This is a genomic window from Enterobacter sp. C6 (genome assembly GCF_008122455.1).
Taxonomy (GTDB): domain Bacteria; phylum Pseudomonadota; class Gammaproteobacteria; order Enterobacterales; family Enterobacteriaceae; genus Enterobacter; species Enterobacter pseudoroggenkampii.
The window spans coordinates 46984-63086 of sequence record NZ_QPFW01000246.1; the positions used below are offsets into that span (position 1 = coordinate 46984).

General features: G+C 56.2%; 14 protein-coding genes. 6 read left to right on the forward strand and 8 right to left on the reverse strand.

What is annotated here, in order from left to right; genetic code table 11:
* Positions 1 to 35: 35 nt before the first annotated feature.
* A complete protein-coding gene (gene hemL, locus DOU50_RS19830) occupies positions 36 to 1316 on the reverse strand; it encodes a glutamate-1-semialdehyde 2,1-aminomutase (protein ID WP_148770011.1) in 1281 nt (426 codons plus the stop codon).
* 177 nt (positions 1317 to 1493) lie between these two features.
* On the opposite strand from hemL, the gene clcA reads away from it, so the two are divergent.
* Positions 1494 to 2894: a H(+)/Cl(-) exchange transporter ClcA gene (gene clcA / locus DOU50_RS19835; protein ID WP_061715948.1), complete on the forward strand. Its 1401-nt coding sequence runs from the start codon at positions 1494 to 1496 to the stop codon at positions 2892 to 2894.
* A gap of 85 nt (positions 2895 to 2979) precedes the next feature.
* On the forward strand, positions 2980 to 3324 hold the full coding sequence (gene erpA / locus DOU50_RS19840) for an iron-sulfur cluster insertion protein ErpA (protein ID WP_013095643.1): 345 nt from the start codon (positions 2980 to 2982) through the stop codon (positions 3322 to 3324).
* 94 nt (positions 3325 to 3418) lie between these two features.
* On the opposite strand, the gene DOU50_RS19845 is transcribed toward erpA, so the two are convergent.
* Genes DOU50_RS19845 through mtnN form a run of 3 tightly spaced genes read right to left on the reverse strand, consistent with a single transcriptional unit; the run spans position 3419 to position 5555 of the window.
* Positions 3419 to 4036, reverse strand: a complete 618-nt coding sequence (locus DOU50_RS19845) for a TRIC cation channel family protein (RefSeq protein ID WP_024907514.1) — start codon at positions 4034 to 4036, stop codon at positions 3419 to 3421.
* 27 nt (positions 4037 to 4063) lie between these two features.
* Positions 4064 to 4864, reverse strand: a complete 801-nt coding sequence (gene btuF, locus DOU50_RS19850) for a vitamin B12 ABC transporter substrate-binding protein BtuF (RefSeq protein ID WP_061715947.1) — start codon at positions 4862 to 4864, stop codon at positions 4064 to 4066.
* On the reverse strand, positions 4857 to 5555 hold the full coding sequence (mtnN, locus tag DOU50_RS19855) for a 5'-methylthioadenosine/S-adenosylhomocysteine nucleosidase (protein WP_024907516.1): 699 nt from the start codon (positions 5553 to 5555) through the stop codon (positions 4857 to 4859). The genes btuF and mtnN overlap by 8 nt, the downstream gene beginning before the upstream one ends.
* Positions 5556 to 5637: 82 nt before the next feature.
* Here mtnN and dgt point away from each other — a divergent pair, with 82 nt between their 5' ends.
* The 3 genes from dgt (at position 5638) to cdaR (ending at position 10024) form a co-directional block, all read left to right on the forward strand.
* On the forward strand, positions 5638 to 7152 hold the full coding sequence (gene dgt / locus DOU50_RS19860) for a dGTPase (protein ID WP_148770013.1): 1515 nt from the start codon (positions 5638 to 5640) through the stop codon (positions 7150 to 7152).
* A gap of 131 nt (positions 7153 to 7283) precedes the next feature.
* The gene (degP, locus tag DOU50_RS19865) at positions 7284 to 8720 is read left to right on the forward strand and encodes a serine endoprotease DegP (RefSeq protein WP_090418991.1); all 1437 of its coding nucleotides are present in this window, start codon (positions 7284 to 7286) and stop codon (positions 8718 to 8720) included.
* A gap of 146 nt (positions 8721 to 8866) precedes the next feature.
* The gene (cdaR, locus tag DOU50_RS19870; RefSeq protein WP_023334570.1) at positions 8867 to 10024 is read left to right on the forward strand and encodes a DNA-binding transcriptional regulator CdaR; all 1158 of its coding nucleotides are present in this window, start codon (positions 8867 to 8869) and stop codon (positions 10022 to 10024) included.
* A 59-nt stretch (positions 10025 to 10083) separates the two neighbouring features.
* Here cdaR and DOU50_RS19875 read toward each other — a convergent pair whose 3' ends face one another.
* The 4 genes from DOU50_RS19875 to map all read right to left on the reverse strand — a co-directional run bounded on the left by DOU50_RS19875 (position 10084) and on the right by map (position 14975).
* Positions 10084 to 10473 carry a DUF3461 family protein gene (locus DOU50_RS19875; protein WP_008501916.1) on the reverse strand — a complete coding sequence of 130 codons (390 nt, stop codon included), beginning with the start codon at positions 10471 to 10473 and terminating at the stop codon, positions 10084 to 10086.
* 111 nt (positions 10474 to 10584) lie between these two features.
* Positions 10585 to 11409 carry a 2,3,4,5-tetrahydropyridine-2,6-dicarboxylate N-succinyltransferase gene (dapD, locus tag DOU50_RS19880; RefSeq protein WP_008501915.1) on the reverse strand — a complete coding sequence of 275 codons (825 nt, stop codon included), beginning with the start codon at positions 11407 to 11409 and terminating at the stop codon, positions 10585 to 10587.
* 32 nt (positions 11410 to 11441) lie between these two features.
* The gene (glnD, locus tag DOU50_RS19885) at positions 11442 to 14117 is read right to left on the reverse strand and encodes a bifunctional uridylyltransferase/uridylyl-removing protein GlnD (RefSeq protein ID WP_148770015.1); all 2676 of its coding nucleotides are present in this window, start codon (positions 14115 to 14117) and stop codon (positions 11442 to 11444) included.
* 63 nt (positions 14118 to 14180) lie between these two features.
* Positions 14181 to 14975: a type I methionyl aminopeptidase gene (map, locus tag DOU50_RS19890; protein WP_023310454.1), complete on the reverse strand. Its 795-nt coding sequence runs from the start codon at positions 14973 to 14975 to the stop codon at positions 14181 to 14183.
* 321 nt (positions 14976 to 15296) lie between these two features.
* On the opposite strand from map, the gene rpsB reads away from it, so the two are divergent.
* Positions 15297 to 16022, forward strand: a complete 726-nt coding sequence (gene rpsB / locus DOU50_RS19895; RefSeq protein ID WP_003856207.1) for a 30S ribosomal protein S2 — start codon at positions 15297 to 15299, stop codon at positions 16020 to 16022.
* The last annotated feature ends 81 nt before the right edge of the window (positions 16023 to 16103 follow it).

Sequence of the window (16103 nt, forward strand, 5' to 3'; positions counted from 1 at the left end):
GGCCGGGTAAGCGTTAGCGTCACCCGGCAATGACCTTAGAGCTTCGCAAACACCTTACGCGCCGCGTCGATGGTGTTATTGATATCTTCTTCGCTGTGGGCCACGGACATAAAGCCCGCTTCGAACGCGGACGGTGCCAGGTACACGCCTTCTTCCAGCATCAGGTGGAAGAAGCGCTTGAAGCGCTCAACGTCGCACTTCACCACGTCCTGATAGCAGGTCACGGTTTTTGCATCGGTGAAGAAGATCCCGAACATGCCGCCCACGTGGTTAACGACCAGCGGAATACCGGCTTCCTCTGCCGCTTCAAGCAGCCCGCTTGTCAGCTGCGTCGTCAGGTCGGTCAGGGTTTCGTGAATGCCAGGCTGGGCCACTTCGGTCAGGCAGGCAAAGCCCGCGGCCATGGCGATGGGGTTACCGGAGAGCGTGCCCGCCTGGTAAACCGGACCGGTTGGCGCCAGGGCTTCCATCACGTCCTTACGACCACCGAATGCGCCGACCGGCATGCCGCCGCCGATGATTTTACCGAGGCAGGTCAGGTCCGGCTCAACGCCGTAGTAAGACTGGGCACCCGCCAGCGCTACGCGGAAGCCGGTCATCACTTCATCGATGATCAGCAGCGCGCCGAATTCGTCGCACAGGGCGCGCAGGCCCGGCAGGAACTCAGGCTGCGGTGGGATGCAGTTCATGTTGCCCGCAACCGGCTCAACGATGATGCAGGCGATCTCCTGCGGATACTGCTCGAACGCCGCGCGAACGGTAGCAAGATCGTTGTAGGTGCAGGTCAGAGTATGCTTCGCGAAATCTGCTGGTACGCCAGGTGAGTTTGGCTGGCCGAGCGTCAGCGCGCCGGAACCGGCTTTCACCAGCAGGCAGTCCGCATGGCCGTGGTAGCAGCCTTCGAATTTGATGATTTTATCGCGACCGGTAAAACCGCGCGCCAGGCGGATGGCGCTCATGGTGGCTTCGGTACCGGAGTTCACCATACGCACCATGTCCATGGTAGGCACCAGTTCGGTCACCAGCTCCGCCATTTTCACTTCCATTTCGGTTGGCGCACCGAAACTCAGGCCGCGCTGGGCAGCTTCAATCACCGCATTACGAATGGCCGGGTGGTTGTGCCCCAGCACCATCGGGCCCCAGGAGCCGACATAATCGATATAGGCTTTGCCATCGACATCATACAGATACGCGCCGTCAGCACGTTCGATAAACAGCGGCGTACCGCCAACGCCGGTGAAGGCGCGTACAGGTGAGTTCACGCCACCCGGAATAAGCTCGCGGGCTGCACTGTAGAGGTTTTCAGACTTGCTCATGGCGTCGTTCCTGGTTCGTATAAAATGATTAAGCCCACTATTCTAAGTGATTCGGGGAAGGTTATGAAATTTTTAGCCGGGTAATGCTTTAAGATTTGTTAAGTAATTTTCAGGAGACGGTGGGGCAGTCTCTGGTAAAATCCTCGCGGCTTTTTGTATGACGAATAAGAACAGGACATGAAATCAGATTCTCCGTCTTTTGAAGAACAACAGTTTACGCGTGCCCGGCACCGGGTCAGTATTCGGCGGCTGCTCAATCGCGATAAAACGCCGCTGGCGATCCTGCTGGCCGCTGCCGTGGTGGGGACTCTCGCGGGGCTGATTGGCGTGGCGTTTGAAAAAGCGGTTAATGCCGTACTCAACTGGCGAGTGGGCACCGTGGCCGGTTTCGCCGATAGCGAATGGCTGGTCTGGGTTTGGGCATTCGGGCTGTCTGCGCTGTTTGCCATGGTGGGGTATTTTCTGGTGCGTAAATTCGCGCCGGAGGCGGGCGGGTCTGGCATCCCGGAAATTGAAGGTGCACTGGAGGAGCTGCGTCCGGTGCGCTGGTGGCGGGTGATTCCGGTTAAATTCATCGGCGGCATGGGTACGCTGGGCGCAGGCATGGTACTTGGCCGGGAAGGGCCCACGGTACAGCTGGGGGGGAACGTCGGCCGCATGGTGGGCGATCTGTTTCGGATGCGAAGCGCCGAAGCGCGCCATACGCTGCTGGCTACCGGTGCGGCGGCGGGGCTGTCGGCGGCGTTTAACGCGCCGCTGGCGGGCATTTTGTTCATTATAGAAGAGATGCGCGCGCAGTTTCGCTACAACCTGATCTCCATTAAAGCGGTGTTTACCGGCGTCATTATGTCGAGCATCGTCTTTCGCCTCTTTAACGGCGAAGGGGCGGTCATTGAGGTGGGTAAACTGACCAACGCGCCGGTCAACACCCTGTGGCTTTACCTGATCCTCGGCATGATTTTTGGCGTGGTGGGGCCGCTGTTTAACACCTTTATCCTGCGCGCTCAGGATATGTTCCAGCGCATTCACGGCGGGAACACCACGAAATGGGTGCTGATGGGCGGTCTGCTGGGTGGAATCTGCGGCGTGCTCGGGTTTATCGAGCCGAATGCCGCTGGCGGCGGGTTCGGGCTGATCCCCATTGCGGCGGCGGGGAATTTCAGCGTGGGTCTGCTGCTGTTTATGTTTATCTCCCGCGTCATCACGACGGTACTCTGTTTTTCCTCCGGCGCGCCCGGCGGGATATTTGCCCCGATGCTGGCGCTGGGGACCTTGCTGGGCACCGCGTTTGGAATGGCGGCTGAAGTGGGTTTTCCCGCCTATCATCTTGACGCCGGGACCTTTGCCATCGCCGGAATGGGAGCGCTGCTGGCCGCATCCCTGCGTGCGCCGTTGACCGGGATCGTGCTGGTGCTGGAGATGACGGACAATTACCAGCTCATTTTGCCAATGATCATTACCTGTCTCGGCGCGACACTATTAGCCCAGTTCCTGGGTGGAAAGCCGCTATACTCCACCATCCTTGCGCGTACTCTGGCAAAACAAGAGGCGGAACGGGCCGCAGCGCAGAATACTTGAATGAATTACCAGGGTATTAGATAATGACACAAAGAATTGGGTGAATTTTACCCAATCGCAGTAGCAGTATTCATGGGAGCATATGATGAGTGATGATGTAGCGTTGCCGCTGGAATTTACCGAAGCAGCAGCCAACAAAGTGAAAACCCTGATTGCAGACGAAGACAATCCGGATCTGAAACTGCGCGTCTATATTACCGGTGGCGGCTGCAGCGGCTTCCAGTATGGTTTTACCTTTGACGATCAGGTTAACGATGGCGATATGACTATCGAGAAACAGGGCGTTGCGCTGGTGGTTGACCCGATGAGCCTGCAATATCTGGTGGGCGGTTCGGTGGATTACACCGAAGGTCTGGAAGGTTCGCGCTTTGTGGTGACCAACCCGAACGCAACAAGCACCTGCGGGTGTGGTTCTTCGTTCAGTATTTAAGAGGGTGCGGGCTGATGCCCTCACCCCCGGCCCTCTCCCACAGGGAGAGGGAGAAAAGACTAAAAACGGTAACCGTCAGGTTACCGTTTTGCTTTTACCGGTCATCCAGCGCAAACGTCGGCAGCTTCAGGTGCCAGCGTATCGCCGCTAAACGTATCACCAGCGTCACGACCATCCCCAGCATCGCGGCGTTTTCCAGCGGAAGTGCAAACGTGTAGTACGCGGTCGCGTGGACAATGCCCCCCGCGATACAGGCCGTCGCGTAAATTTCAGTACGCAGGATCATCGGTACTTCACGCGCCAGAATGTCGCGAATGATCCCACCGCCCACGCCGGTTAATACGCCCATACAGATTGCCACCATTGGACCAGTACCCGCATTAAACGCCTTATTGACGCCAATACCGACAAACACGGCCAGACCGACGGCATCCAGTACCGGCAATATCCATTTGGGTAATCTGCGGGGCTGGCGAACCAGCACAATGGTTAACAGACAGGTGACCATCGCGACCACCAGATCGGTAGGATCTTTCACCCAAAACACCGGGCCATTCGCCAGCGCCATATCGCGGATAGTCCCGCCGCCGACGGCGGTCACGACCCCAAGCACCAGCACGCCAAACGGATCCATGCGTAGTTTTCCGGCGAGCAGGACGCCGGAGATAGCAAAAACGGCTGTGCCAAGAATATCCAGCCAATAAACGAGCATCGTTAAATCCTCGAAAAGGGTCTTATGTTAGTGACTCTCTGCCAGCGCGGCACAGAGCTGTTTTGCGGCGAGGATAATACGCGGGCTGGCGCGTTCAAACCAGTCGCTGTTAAGGGGAATTACCGGTATTTTTAGCTGCCGTTGCCAGAATTGTTCAATTTTGGGAATTTCGCTCGCATTTCCGACCACGACGATAGCCTGCGGCTGGCGCGCCAGGACCTGTTCACGGCTAACCTGGGGCCACGGCACCCGGCTGGCTGCAAAGATGTTTTCACCGCCACAGACTTCCAGCACCTGGTTCTGAATCGACCCTTTTCCGGTGGTGAACAGCGGTTGGCTGCCAAACTGCAGGAAGATGCGCTTTTTAACAGGGGTATCGTATCGGGATTTCAGCGCGGCATAGTCGCTCAGCATCTGTTTCGCCGCCGCCTCGGCTTTTTTGGGCGTAGGGCTATAGGGTGCCAGGGCGCGTAGCGCCTGAGCGACTTGCTCAATGCTGACGGCATCAATCCACATCACTTTTATGCCAAGTGAGGTGAGCTGGTTGATCTGCCGCTCGGCGTTACCGCCGCGCCAGGCCAGCACGAGATCCGGTTTAAGCGCCACGATGCGCTCAAGGTTCATCCCTTGCCAGGTGGCGACTTGTTCAATTCCCGCGGCCTGCGGCGGATAATCCGAATAGCTACTCACGCCAACGGGCGTGATCCCGGCGGCAAACGCCAGTTCCGTATTTGCGGGAGAGAGTGTAATCACGCGCGGTACAGCATAGAGCCACAGCGGTGCGAGAAGAAGCAGGGCGGCCAGCGCCCTGACGGTATGTTTAGCCACGTGCCAGATTCTGCACCAGGCGTTCCACCATCACGGTGGACTGTTTTGCCGCAACGGTCAGGAACTCGTCGAAGCTGATGTGAGACTGCTGGTCTGCCACGTCAGAGATGGCGCGAACCACCACGAACGGTACGCTGAAGTTATGGCAAACGTGCGCAATCGCGGTCGCTTCCATCTCAACGGCAACCGCCTGAGGGAAGTTATGACGGATTTTCGCCAGCCCAACGGAGCCGTTGATGAACGCATCACCGCTGACAATCAGACCGCGTACCGCGTTGAGGTTGAGTTCTGCGATGCAGGTCTCCGCCGCCGCAATCAGTTTGTCGTCAGCTTTAAAAGCAGCAGGGCAGCCCGGGAGCTGACCGTACTCGTAACCGAACGCGGTGACGTCGGCATCGTGGTAGCGCGCTTCGTCGGAGACAACGATATCACCCACCTTCAGCGTCGGCGCCAGGCCGCCCGCAGAGCCGGTATTAACGATCACGTCCGGCTTGCAGCGCTCAAGCAGCAGGGTTGCACCCAGCGCAGCTGCCACTTTACCGATGCCTGATTTCAGCAGAGCCACGTCAACACCGTTCAGCTGGCCGGTGTAGATCTCACAACCACCAAGAGAGAGGGTCTGACGGTTCTCAATTTTGTCACGCAGCAGCGTAACTTCTTCTTCCATTGCACCAATAATGCCGATTTTCATAGATTTACTCGCGATGTGCCTTGTTAAGATGCATAGTCTATCATGCGGTTAAGGGGAAACGCATTCTCACGCGGGGGAGCACATGGCACCAATCGATTTTCGCACCAAAATTAACTGGCACCGACGTTTCCGTTCGCCGCAGGGCGACAAGAGCGAACATGAGATCCTGCGTATCTTCGAAAGCGATCGCGGGCGGATCATTAACTCGCCCGCTATCCGCCGTCTGCAGCAAAAGACCCAGGTCTTTCCGCTTGAGCGTAACGCCGCGGTGCGCACGCGCTTAACCCACTCCATGGAGGTGCAGCAGGTCGGGCGCTACATTGCCAAAGAGATTTTGAGCCGTCTCAAAGAGCAGCGCTTACTGGAAACCTATGGTCTGGACGAGCTGACGGGGCCTTTTGAGAGCATCGTTGAGATGGCCTGCCTGATGCATGACATCGGCAACCCGCCTTTCGGCCACTTTGGTGAGGCGGCGATCAATGACTGGTTTAAGCAGCGGCTTTACCCTTCGGATGCGGTAAGCCAGCCGCTGAGCGACGACCGCTGTATCGTACGCGATTTACGCCTGCGTGAAGGCGAAGAGGGGCTGAACGATCTGCGACGCAAAGTGCGCCAGGATTTGTGTCACTTTGAGGGCAACGCGCAGGGGATCCGGCTGGTCCACTCCCTGATGCGCATGAACCTGACCTGGGCACAGGTCGGCTGCATTCTGAAATATACCCGCCCCGCGTGGTGGATGGGAGATACGCCCGCGTCCCACAGCTATTTAATGAAAAAACCGGGCTATTACCTTTCCGAAGAGGCCTATATTGAACGGCTACGTAAAGAACTTTCATTGACGCCAAACGGCCGCTTTCCATTGACCTGGATTATGGAAGCCGCCGATGATATTTCCTATTGCGTGGCCGATCTGGAAGATGCCGTTGAGAAAAGAATCTTCAGCGTTGAGGAGCTTTATCAGCATCTTTATGCGGCCTGGGGTATCCATGAAAAAGGCTCGCTGTTTGCGCAGGTGGTCGAAAATGCCTGGGAAAAATCGCGCTCAAATACATTAAGCCGTAGTACAGAAGACCAGTTCTTTATGTATTTGCGGGTCAATACATTAAATAAACTGGTGCCGTATGCGGCGTCGCGCTTTATTGATAATTTACCGCTTATCTTCAGCGGGGAATTCAACCACGCGCTGCTGGAAGATGACAGCAGTTTCAGTCAACTCCTTGAGCTTTATAAACATGTGGCGATGCGGCATGTATTTAGCCATCCGGATGTCGAGCAGTTAGAGCTGCAGGGTTATCGGGTAATCAGTGGGTTACTGGAAATTTATTCCCCGTTGCTCCAGCTGTCGGTCGACGAGTTCAGCGAGCTGGTGGAACACGAGCGCGTGCGCAGAATACCTATCGAATCGCGGCTTTATCAGAAACTCTCTACCCGGCATCGTCTGGCGTATGTCGAAGCAATAGGCAAGCTGGATCGCCACTCTTCCCAATGGCCGGTGATGGAATATTATTATCGCTGCCGTCTTATCCAGGACTATATCAGCGGCATGACGGATTTGTATGCCTGGGATGAATACCGCAAGCTGATGGCGGTGGAATAACGCCGGAGTTTTGTAAAGACGGCCAATAAATTTTTACCTTTTCCATAAACTTATCGCCGGAACTAAGCGGTATAAAACGAATCTGAGTTACACAGCAATTTTGCGTTACCTGTAAATCGAGATTGAGAAACATGAAAAAAACCACATTAGCAATGAGTGCACTGGCTCTGAGTTTAGGTTTAGCGCTGTCTCCTCTGACTGCTACTGCAGCCGAGACCGCGTCGTCGGCAGCAACCGCGCAGCAGATGCCAAGCCTGGCACCGATGCTCGAAAAAGTGATGCCATCGGTGGTGAGTATTAACGTTGAGGGCAGTACGACCGTCAATACGCCGCGTATGCCGCGTAACTTCCAGCAGTTCTTTGGCGACAACTCGCCGTTCTGCCAGGACGGTTCGCCATTCCAGAGTTCACCGTTCTGTCAGGGCGGCGGCGCAGGGGATGACAGCCAGGGCGGCGCCCAGCAGCAGAAATTCATGGCGCTTGGCTCGGGGGTGATTATTGATGCGGCGAAAGGCTATGTCGTCACTAACAACCACGTTGTCGATAACGCGAACAGCATTAAGGTGCAGCTGAGCGATGGCCGCAAGTTCGACGCGAAAGTGGTGGGTAAAGACCCGCGCTCCGACATCGCGCTGATCCAGATCCAGGATCCGAAAAACCTGACGGCGATTAAAATTGCCGACTCCGACGCGCTGCGCGTGGGCGACTATACCGTGGCGATCGGTAACCCGTTCGGTCTGGGTGAAACCGTGACCTCGGGTATCGTCTCTGCGCTGGGCCGTAGCGGCCTCAATGCCGAGAACTATGAAAACTTCATCCAGACGGATGCGGCGATCAACCGCGGTAACTCCGGCGGTGCGCTGGTGAACCTGAACGGTGAGCTGATCGGTATCAACACCGCGATCCTGGCACCGGACGGCGGCAACATTGGGATCGGCTTTGCTATCCCAAGTAACATGGTGAAAAACCTGACCGCGCAGATGGTGCAGTATGGCCAGGTGAAACGCGGCGAGCTGGGTATCCTCGGGACTGAGCTGAACTCCGAACTGGCTAAGGCGATGAAAGTTGACGCCCAGCGCGGGGCATTCGTCAGCCAGGTGATGCCGAACTCCTCCGCGGCGAAAGCGGGCATTAAAGCGGGGGATGTGATCACCTCCCTGAACGGTAAGCCGATCAGCAGCTTTGCCGCCCTGCGTGCCGAAGTGGGCTCAATGCCGATTGGCAGCAAAGTGACCCTCGGCCTGCTGCGCGACGGTAAGCCGGTTAACGTGAGCCTGGAGCTGCAGCAGAGCAGCCAGAATCAGGTGGATTCCAGCACTATCTTCAGCGGCATTGAAGGTGCCGAGATGAGCAATAAAGGCGCAGACAAAGGCGTGGTGGTGAACAACGTGAAAGCGAATTCACCGGCAGCCCGTATCGGCCTGAAAAAAGGCGATGTGATCATGGGCGCTAACCAGCAGCCGGTGAAAAACATAGCTGAACTGCGCAAGATCCTCGACAGCAAGCCTTCCGTGCTGGCGCTGAATATCCAGCGTGGTGATACTTCGCTTTATCTGCTGATGCAGTAATCCTTTGAAGCCCCTGTTCGCAGGGGCTTTTTCGTTTCTGTGATTCTTGCCACAACTCCATACATCTCCCTTTCTCTTTGTGCATTCGCACAATGCAGCCGTCGCTGAACTTCCCTATGCTTGAGCTCTGCTCACGGGAGGGTTTTATGGCTGGCTGGCATCTTGATACCAAAATGGCGCAGGATATCGTGGCGCGCACCATGCGCATCATTGATACCAATATCAACGTGATGGATGCCCGCGGGCGCATTATTGGCAGCGGCGATCGCGAGCGTATTGGGGAATTGCACGAAGGCGCGCTGCTGGTGCTTTCCCAGGGGCGGGTCGTGGATATCGACGATGCGGTAGCGAAACACCTGCACGGCGTCCGTCAGGGTATCAATTTACCGCTGCGCCTTGAAGGCGAGATTGTGGGGGTCATCGGCCTGACCGGCGAGCCCGAGTCACTGCGAAAATACGGTGAGCTGGTCTGTATGACGGCAGAGATGATGCTGGAGCAGTCGCGCCTGATGCACCTGCTTGCCCAGGACAGCCGCCTGCGTGAAGAGCTGGTGATGAACCTTATTCAGGCGGAAGAGCACACGCCCGCGCTCAGCGAATGGGCGCAGCGTCTGGGGATCGATCTGAACCAGCCGCGCGTGGTGGCGGTGATTGAGGTCGATAGCGGCCAGCTGGGCGTAGACAGCGCGATGGCCGAGCTGCAGCAGCTGCAAAATGCGCTGGCGACGCCGGAGCGCGATAACCTGGTGGCGATCGTTTCTCTGACGGAAATGGTGGTACTCAAACCGGCGCTCAACGCGTTCGGCCGCTGGGATGCGGAAGATCATCGTCGTCGCGTGGAGCTGTTGATCTCCCGGATGAAGGAGAATGGTCAGCTGCGTTTTCGCGTTGCGCTGGGCAACTACTTTACCGGGCCGGGCAGCATCGCCCGCTCCTGGCGTACCGCGCGCACCACCATGATGGTGGGCAAGCAGCGGATGCCGGAGAGCCGCAGCTATTTCTATCAGGACCTGATGCTGCCGGTGCTGCTCGACAGCCTGCGCGGGGGCTGGCAGGCCAATGAGCTGGCACGGCCATTAGCGCGTCTGAAAGCCATGGACAATAACGGCCTGCTGCGCCGGACGCTGCAGGCGTGGTTCCGTCATAACGTGCAGCCGCTGGCGACGTCAAAAGCGCTGTTTATTCACCGCAATACCCTGGAGTATCGGTTAAACCGAATTTCAGAACTGACGGGGCTGGATCTGGGGAATTTCGACGACAGGCTGCTGCTGTATGTGGCGCTGCAGCTGGATGAACAGCGATAAGGGGTTCACCCTCTCCCTGTGGGAGAGGGCCGGGGTGAGGGCATCAGGCCGCACTCAACTTATTTGTTGCGGGTTAACTTCTCAAGATCCGCTTCAATCTCGCTGATCTTATTGGTCACAACGCTTTCAAGGTGACGCAGATCGTCAAGGATCTTACGCTTGAGATCGACTTCGGTGCGGTCGCGCTGGCAGATCTGATCGAGTTCATCGATCACATAGCGCAGGTTAGGGCTGATTTCCTGTACTTCTTTGTATCCCTGTCCTACACCGTCAGCAACAACGGTCTTACGCTGGCGTGGGTATTTAAACTTCACGCTTTTGGCGAAAAACTCTCCTTTGTCCTTGTGAAAATAGATTTTCAAAATATCGTTGTTGGCTTCCTGGCGGAGGCTGTAACGATCAATTTCATCAGGATTGGTAATGCCCAGACTTTTCAGATTATCGTACATAGCGGTACCCTTGATCTCAACATAACCTTTGAATAATTAACGAAAAAATCTATTTTCGCCACCCTCAGATATAAAAAAAGCGGGGTTGCCCCCGCTTTTTGTTATACCCGATTAATCGATGGTGCGCAGCAACTCGTTGATGCCCACTTTACCGCGCGTTTTCGCATCCACTTTCTTCACGATAACCGCACAGTACAGGCTGTATTTGCCATCTTTTGACGGCAGATTGCCGGACACCACGACGGAGCCCGCCGGAACGCGACCGTAATGCACTTCGCCGGTTTCACGATCGTAAATACGGGTGCTCTGGCCGATGTAAACGCCCATGGAGATCACGGAGCCTTCTTCAACGATCACCCCTTCAACCACTTCAGAGCGCGCGCCGATGAAGCAGTTGTCTTCGATGATGGTCGGGTTAGCCTGCAGTGGCTCCAGAACACCACCGATGCCCACGCCGCCGGACAGGTGAACGTTTTTACCGATCTGCGCGCAGGAACCGACCGTCGCCCAGGTGTCAACCATGGTGCCTTCGTCAACGTAGGCACCGATGTTCACGTAGGATGGCATCAGCACGGTATTACGTGCGATGAAAGCGCCCTGACGCACTGCCGCAGGTGGCACCACGCGGAAGCCTTCTTTCTGGAAACGCGCTTCGTCGTAGTCAGCGAATTTCATAGGGACTTTATCGAAGTAGCGGCTTTCAGCTCCGTCGATAACCTGGTTATCGTTGATACGGAAAGAGAGCAGCACGGCTTTCTTCAGCCATTGATGAGTGACCCACTGACCGTCGATTTTTTCTGCCACGCGCAGCGCGCCGGAATCCAGCAGGGAAATCACCTGGTTTACCGCTTCACGGGTCACGGTATCCACATTTGCCGGGGTAATCTCGGCGCGACGCTCAAAAGCGGACTCAATAACGTTCTGTAACTGCTGCATTGTTTACTCTTTCCATTTCACTAAAAAACATATCACCCTTTATCGTTTGGATTGAGGGCTGCTGTCAACCGTTGTTGCACTTCAAGCTGCAGGTCATTATTAAGGGCACGCCGGTCCGCTGTCGCGATTATAAATAAATCTTCTACTCGCTCGCCAATCGTTGTAATTCGGGCGCCATGGAGCGAAATTCCCAGATCGGCAAAAACCTGGCCGACGCGGGCGAGCAGCCCCGGCTGGTCGAGCGCGATCAGCTCCAGGAACGATTTACGGTCGGTGTGGGTCGGCAGGAAGTTGACCTCGGTATCGACGGTAAAGTGGCGCAATTTCGCCGGCTGGCGACGCGGCTGCGGGGGCTGCCAGCTGCGCTGGGTAATCGCCTGTTCCAGACCAAAACGTATCCCTTCATGCCTGTCCGACGACAGCGGGCTGCCGTCCGGCTCCAGCACGATAAAGGTGTCCATTGCCATGCCGTCGCGGGTGGTGAAAATCTGCGCGTCGTGAACGCTCAGGTTTCGCCTGTCCAGCTCGGCGCAGACCGCAGCAAACAGATAAGGTCGGTCCGGGCTCCAGATGAAAATCTCCGTTCCGCCGCGGGTGGCCTGAGGGCTCAGCAGAATCATTGGCTGGGACAGGTCGTGCTTCAGCAGGTGCCGCGCGTGCCACGCAAGCTGGTTTGGGCTGTGGCGGACAAAATAGTTGGCACGGCAGCGGGCCCATATCTGGTGTAGCGCCTCTTCATCAATGTTATCCATCCGCAGCAGCGCCAGCGCCTGCAGCTGGTGATGACGCACGCGCTCGCGCATGTCCGGGGTGTTTTGCATCCCGCGACGCAGCTGTTTTTCGGTAGCGAAGTACAGCTCGCGCAGCAGGCTCTGCTTCCAGCTGTTCCACAGCGTTTCGTTGGTGGCGCAGATATCGGCCACCGTCAGGCAGACCAGATAGCGCAGACGGTTTTCCGTCTGAACCGCTTCCGCGAACTGCTTGATCACCTCAGGATCCTGAATGTCACGACGCTGCGCGGTAACCGACATCAGAAGATGATGGCGTACCAGCCAGGCCACCAGCTGCGTTTCACGTGAGTTCAGGCCGTGCAGCTCGGCAAATTTCAGTACGTCCTGTGCACCCAGCACCGAATGATCGCCGCCGCGACCTTTGGCGATATCGTGGAACAGGGCAGCAATCAGGATCAGTTCCGGGTGGGTCAGGCGCGGCCATAGCTCCACGCACAGCGGATGGCGGGAGCGCGTCTCTTCTTTTGCAAAGCTTTCCAGCTTGAGCATCACGCGGATCGTGTGTTCATCCACCGTGTAGGCGTGGAACAGATCGAACTGCATCTGTCCGACAATGTGCGACCACTGCGGCATATAGGCCCACAGCACGCTGTGGCGGTGCATCGGCAGCAGCCCACGGCTGACGGCGCCCGGGTGGCGGAGCATGCTCAGGAACAGCGAGCGCGCTTCCGGGATATAGCACAGCGGCTCCGTCAGATGACGGCGCGCATGGCGCAGATGGCGCAGGGTGGTGGAGTAGATCCCGGTGATGCTGCTGTTGCGCACCATGGTATAGAACATCCGCAGAATCGCTTCCGGCTCGCGGATGAACAGCGTTTCGTCGCGCAGATCGATAAGCGTGCCGCGCAGCTGGAATTCGTCATCAATCGGGCGCGGTTTTTCGTCCGCCGTCAGGGCCAGAATGGCCTCGTCGAACAGCTGTAACAGCATCTGGTTCAGCTCGGTCACCCGGCGGGTGACGCGGAAGAAATCCTTCATCATGTGCTCAACCGGCTCGTTGCCTTCGCCCTGATAATTCAGGCGCTGAGCCACGCTGAGCTGGCGGTCAAACAGCAGACGGTTATCGTAGCGGGTGACTTCCAGATGCAGGGCAAATCGAATGCGCCACAGCAAGTGCAGGCACTCGTTCAGCTCGTTACGCTCTGCCTCGGTTAAGAAGCCGAAGCCGACCATCTCGTCCATCGAGGTGGCGCCAAAATGGCGGCGAGCGACCCACTGCAGGGTATGGATGTCGCGCAGGCCGCCGGGGCTGCTTTTAATATCGGGCTCAAGATTATAGCTGGTGCCGTGGTAGCGCTGGTGGCGCTGGTTTTGCTCCTCGACCTTCGCGGCGAAGAACTTTTCTGACGGCCAGAAGCCGTCGCTGAAGATGTGCTTTTGCAGCTCCAGAAACAGCGCGACGTCGCCAATCAGCAGGCGGGTTTCAATCAGGTTGGTGGCGACGGTCAAGTCCGATAACCCTTCCAGCAGACACTCTTCCAGGGTGCGCACGCTGTGGCCGACTTCCAGCTTCACGTCCCAGAGGAGCGTCAGCAGTTCGCCAATTTTTTGCGCCTGTTCGTCCGGCAGCTTTTTGCGGCTTAAGATCAGGAGATCGATATCGGAAAGCGGATGCAGCTCACCGCGGCCATAGCCCCCGACGGCAACCAGAGCAACATCACTGATTTGCCCAAACCCGTAATCGATCCACAGGCGCTGCAGCAGCTGGTCGATAAATTCGGTGCGCGCTTCAATGAGCTGCTCGGCCGACACGCCTGCGTCGAACGCGCTGCCCAGCCAGCGATGGAAAACATCCATATGGGCTTTAATATGCGCGCAGGTCAGCTCGTGCGACGGCCAGACGCCCGGGTTATCGGGCTGGTCGGGAAGGGTGGGAAGGGCTGTGTTAGCATACTGTTCGGGTAAAAGATTACTCATCGTGCGCCACCCATAAGAAAAAGCTATAGCCATTAAAAAAGCCGGCATTTGCCGGCTTTTTTATCATTCGTCGTGCGTCAGTATCGCCGGGATGGTGTCATCCTTGCGCAACGTCATAATTTCGCAGCCGTTGTCTGTTACCACAATAGTATGCTCGTACTGCGCAGACAAGCTTCTGTCTTTGGTTTTCACCGTCCAGCCGTCTTTCATGGTACGGATGCGGTAGTCACCCGCGTTGACCATCGGCTCAATGGTAAAGGTCATGCCTTTTTGCAGCACCACGCCGCCGTCATCTGCATCATAGTGCAGGACCTGCGGTTCTTCATGGAAGACGCGACCAATGCCGTGACCGCAGTACTCGCGCACCACGGAGAAACCTTCTGCTTCCACAAACTTCTGGATTGCCGCACCGATGGTACGCAGGCGAATACCCGGTTTAACCATTTTCAGTGCCAGGTAGAGGCTCTCTTGCGTCACTTTGCACAGACGCTCGCCAAGAATAGTCGGCTTGCCAACGATGAACATTTTTGAGGTGTCACCGTGGTACTCGTCTTTAATGACGGTCACGTCAATGTTGACGATGTCGCCATCTTTCAGCAGTTTTTCATCGTCCGGAATGCCGTGACACACCACTTCATTAATAGAGATGCAGACGGATTTCGGGAAACCGTGGTAGCCGAGGCAGGCGGAAACCGCGTGCTGCTCGTTCACGATATAGTCGTTACAGATGCGGTCCAGTTCACCGGTGCTGACGCCCGGCTTTACGAACGGCTCGATCATTTCCAGCACTTCCGCGGCCAGACGACCGGCGACGCGCATCTTTTCAATTTCTTCAGGTGTCTTAATAGAGATAGCCATGTAATCTGTCCATCGGTGTCGATTTTTTCGACAATACTAGTCTAAGTGTCGTCAATGGTATCAGTCAGGCACACCCCGTGCCAAATTGAGAATCATTAACAGCACACTCCGCCAACAACTGTTGGTTTCTGGTCGTGTTTTGTGGTATAAAGCGCGCCGGACTTCCGATCCATCTCAGATACACAGGCTGGACGGAAGCGACAAATCTCACTTTGTGTAACAACACACACGTATCGGCACATATTCCGGGGTGCCCTTTGGGGTCGGTAATATGGGATACGTGGAGGCATAACCCCAACTTTCAATATAGAGGTTTTAAACATGGCAACTGTTTCCATGCGCGACATGCTCAAGGCTGGTGTTCACTTTGGTCACCAGACACGTTACTGGAACCCGAAAATGAAGCCTTTCATCTTCGGCGCGCGTAACAAAGTTCACATCATCAACCTTGAGAAAACTGTACCAATGTTCAACGAAGCCCTGGCTGAGCTGAACAAGATCTCTTCCCGTAAAGGTAAGATTCTGTTCGTTGGTACTAAGCGCGCTGCAAGCGAAGCTGTGAAAGATGCTGCTAACAGCTGCGACCAGTTCTTCGTGAACCATCGCTGGTTGGGCGGCATGCTGACCAACTGGAAAACTGTTCGTCAGTCCATCAAACGCCTGAAAGATCTGGAAACCCAGTCTCAGGACGGTACTTTCGACAAGCTGACTAAGAAAGAAGCGCTGATGCGCACTCGTGAACTGGACAAGCTGGAAAACAGCCTGGGCGGTATCAAAGATATGGGCGGCCTGCCAGACGCGCTGTTCGTAATCGATGCAGACCACGAGCACATCGCAATCAAAGAAGCTAACAACCTGGGTATCCCGGTATTCGCTATCGTTGATACCAACTCCGATCCGGACGGTGTTGACTTCGTTATCCCGGGTAACGACGACGCAATCCGTGCTGTTAGCCTGTACCTGAGCGCTGTAGCTGCTACCGTTCGTGAAGGCCGTTCCCAGGATCTGGCTTCTCAGGCGGAAGAAAGCTTCGTAGAAGCTGAATAATAAGGTTTTACCCCTTATTAGTACCGTGTATGAATAGGGGCCCATTACCGGCCCCTTTTTTCAATTTACACTGTTTGGCCC

Coding starts and splice junctions, on each gene's coding strand:
- hemL (WP_148770011.1), bottom strand. CDS start 1,316: ATGAGCAAGTCTGAAAACCTCTACAGTGCAGCCCGCGAGCTTATTCCG.
- clcA (WP_061715948.1), top strand. CDS start 1,494: ATGAAATCAGATTCTCCGTCTTTTGAAGAACAACAGTTTACGCGTGCC.
- erpA (WP_013095643.1), top strand. CDS start 2,980: ATGAGTGATGATGTAGCGTTGCCGCTGGAATTTACCGAAGCAGCAGCC.
- DOU50_RS19845 (WP_024907514.1), bottom strand. CDS start 4,036: ATGCTCGTTTATTGGCTGGATATTCTTGGCACAGCCGTTTTTGCTATC.
- mtnN (WP_024907516.1), bottom strand. CDS start 5,555: ATGAAAATCGGCATTATTGGTGCAATGGAAGAAGAAGTTACGCTGCTG.
- dgt (WP_148770013.1), top strand. CDS start 5,638: ATGGCACCAATCGATTTTCGCACCAAAATTAACTGGCACCGACGTTTC.
- degP (WP_090418991.1), top strand. CDS start 7,284: ATGAAAAAAACCACATTAGCAATGAGTGCACTGGCTCTGAGTTTAGGT.
- cdaR (WP_023334570.1), top strand. CDS start 8,867: ATGGCTGGCTGGCATCTTGATACCAAAATGGCGCAGGATATCGTGGCG.
- DOU50_RS19875 (WP_008501916.1), bottom strand. CDS start 10,473: ATGTACGATAATCTGAAAAGTCTGGGCATTACCAATCCTGATGAAATT.
- dapD (WP_008501915.1), bottom strand. CDS start 11,409: ATGCAGCAGTTACAGAACGTTATTGAGTCCGCTTTTGAGCGTCGCGCC.
- glnD (WP_148770015.1), bottom strand. CDS start 14,117: ATGAGTAATCTTTTACCCGAACAGTATGCTAACACAGCCCTTCCCACC.
- map (WP_023310454.1), bottom strand. CDS start 14,975: ATGGCTATCTCTATTAAGACACCTGAAGAAATTGAAAAGATGCGCGTC.
- rpsB (WP_003856207.1), top strand. CDS start 15,297: ATGGCAACTGTTTCCATGCGCGACATGCTCAAGGCTGGTGTTCACTTT.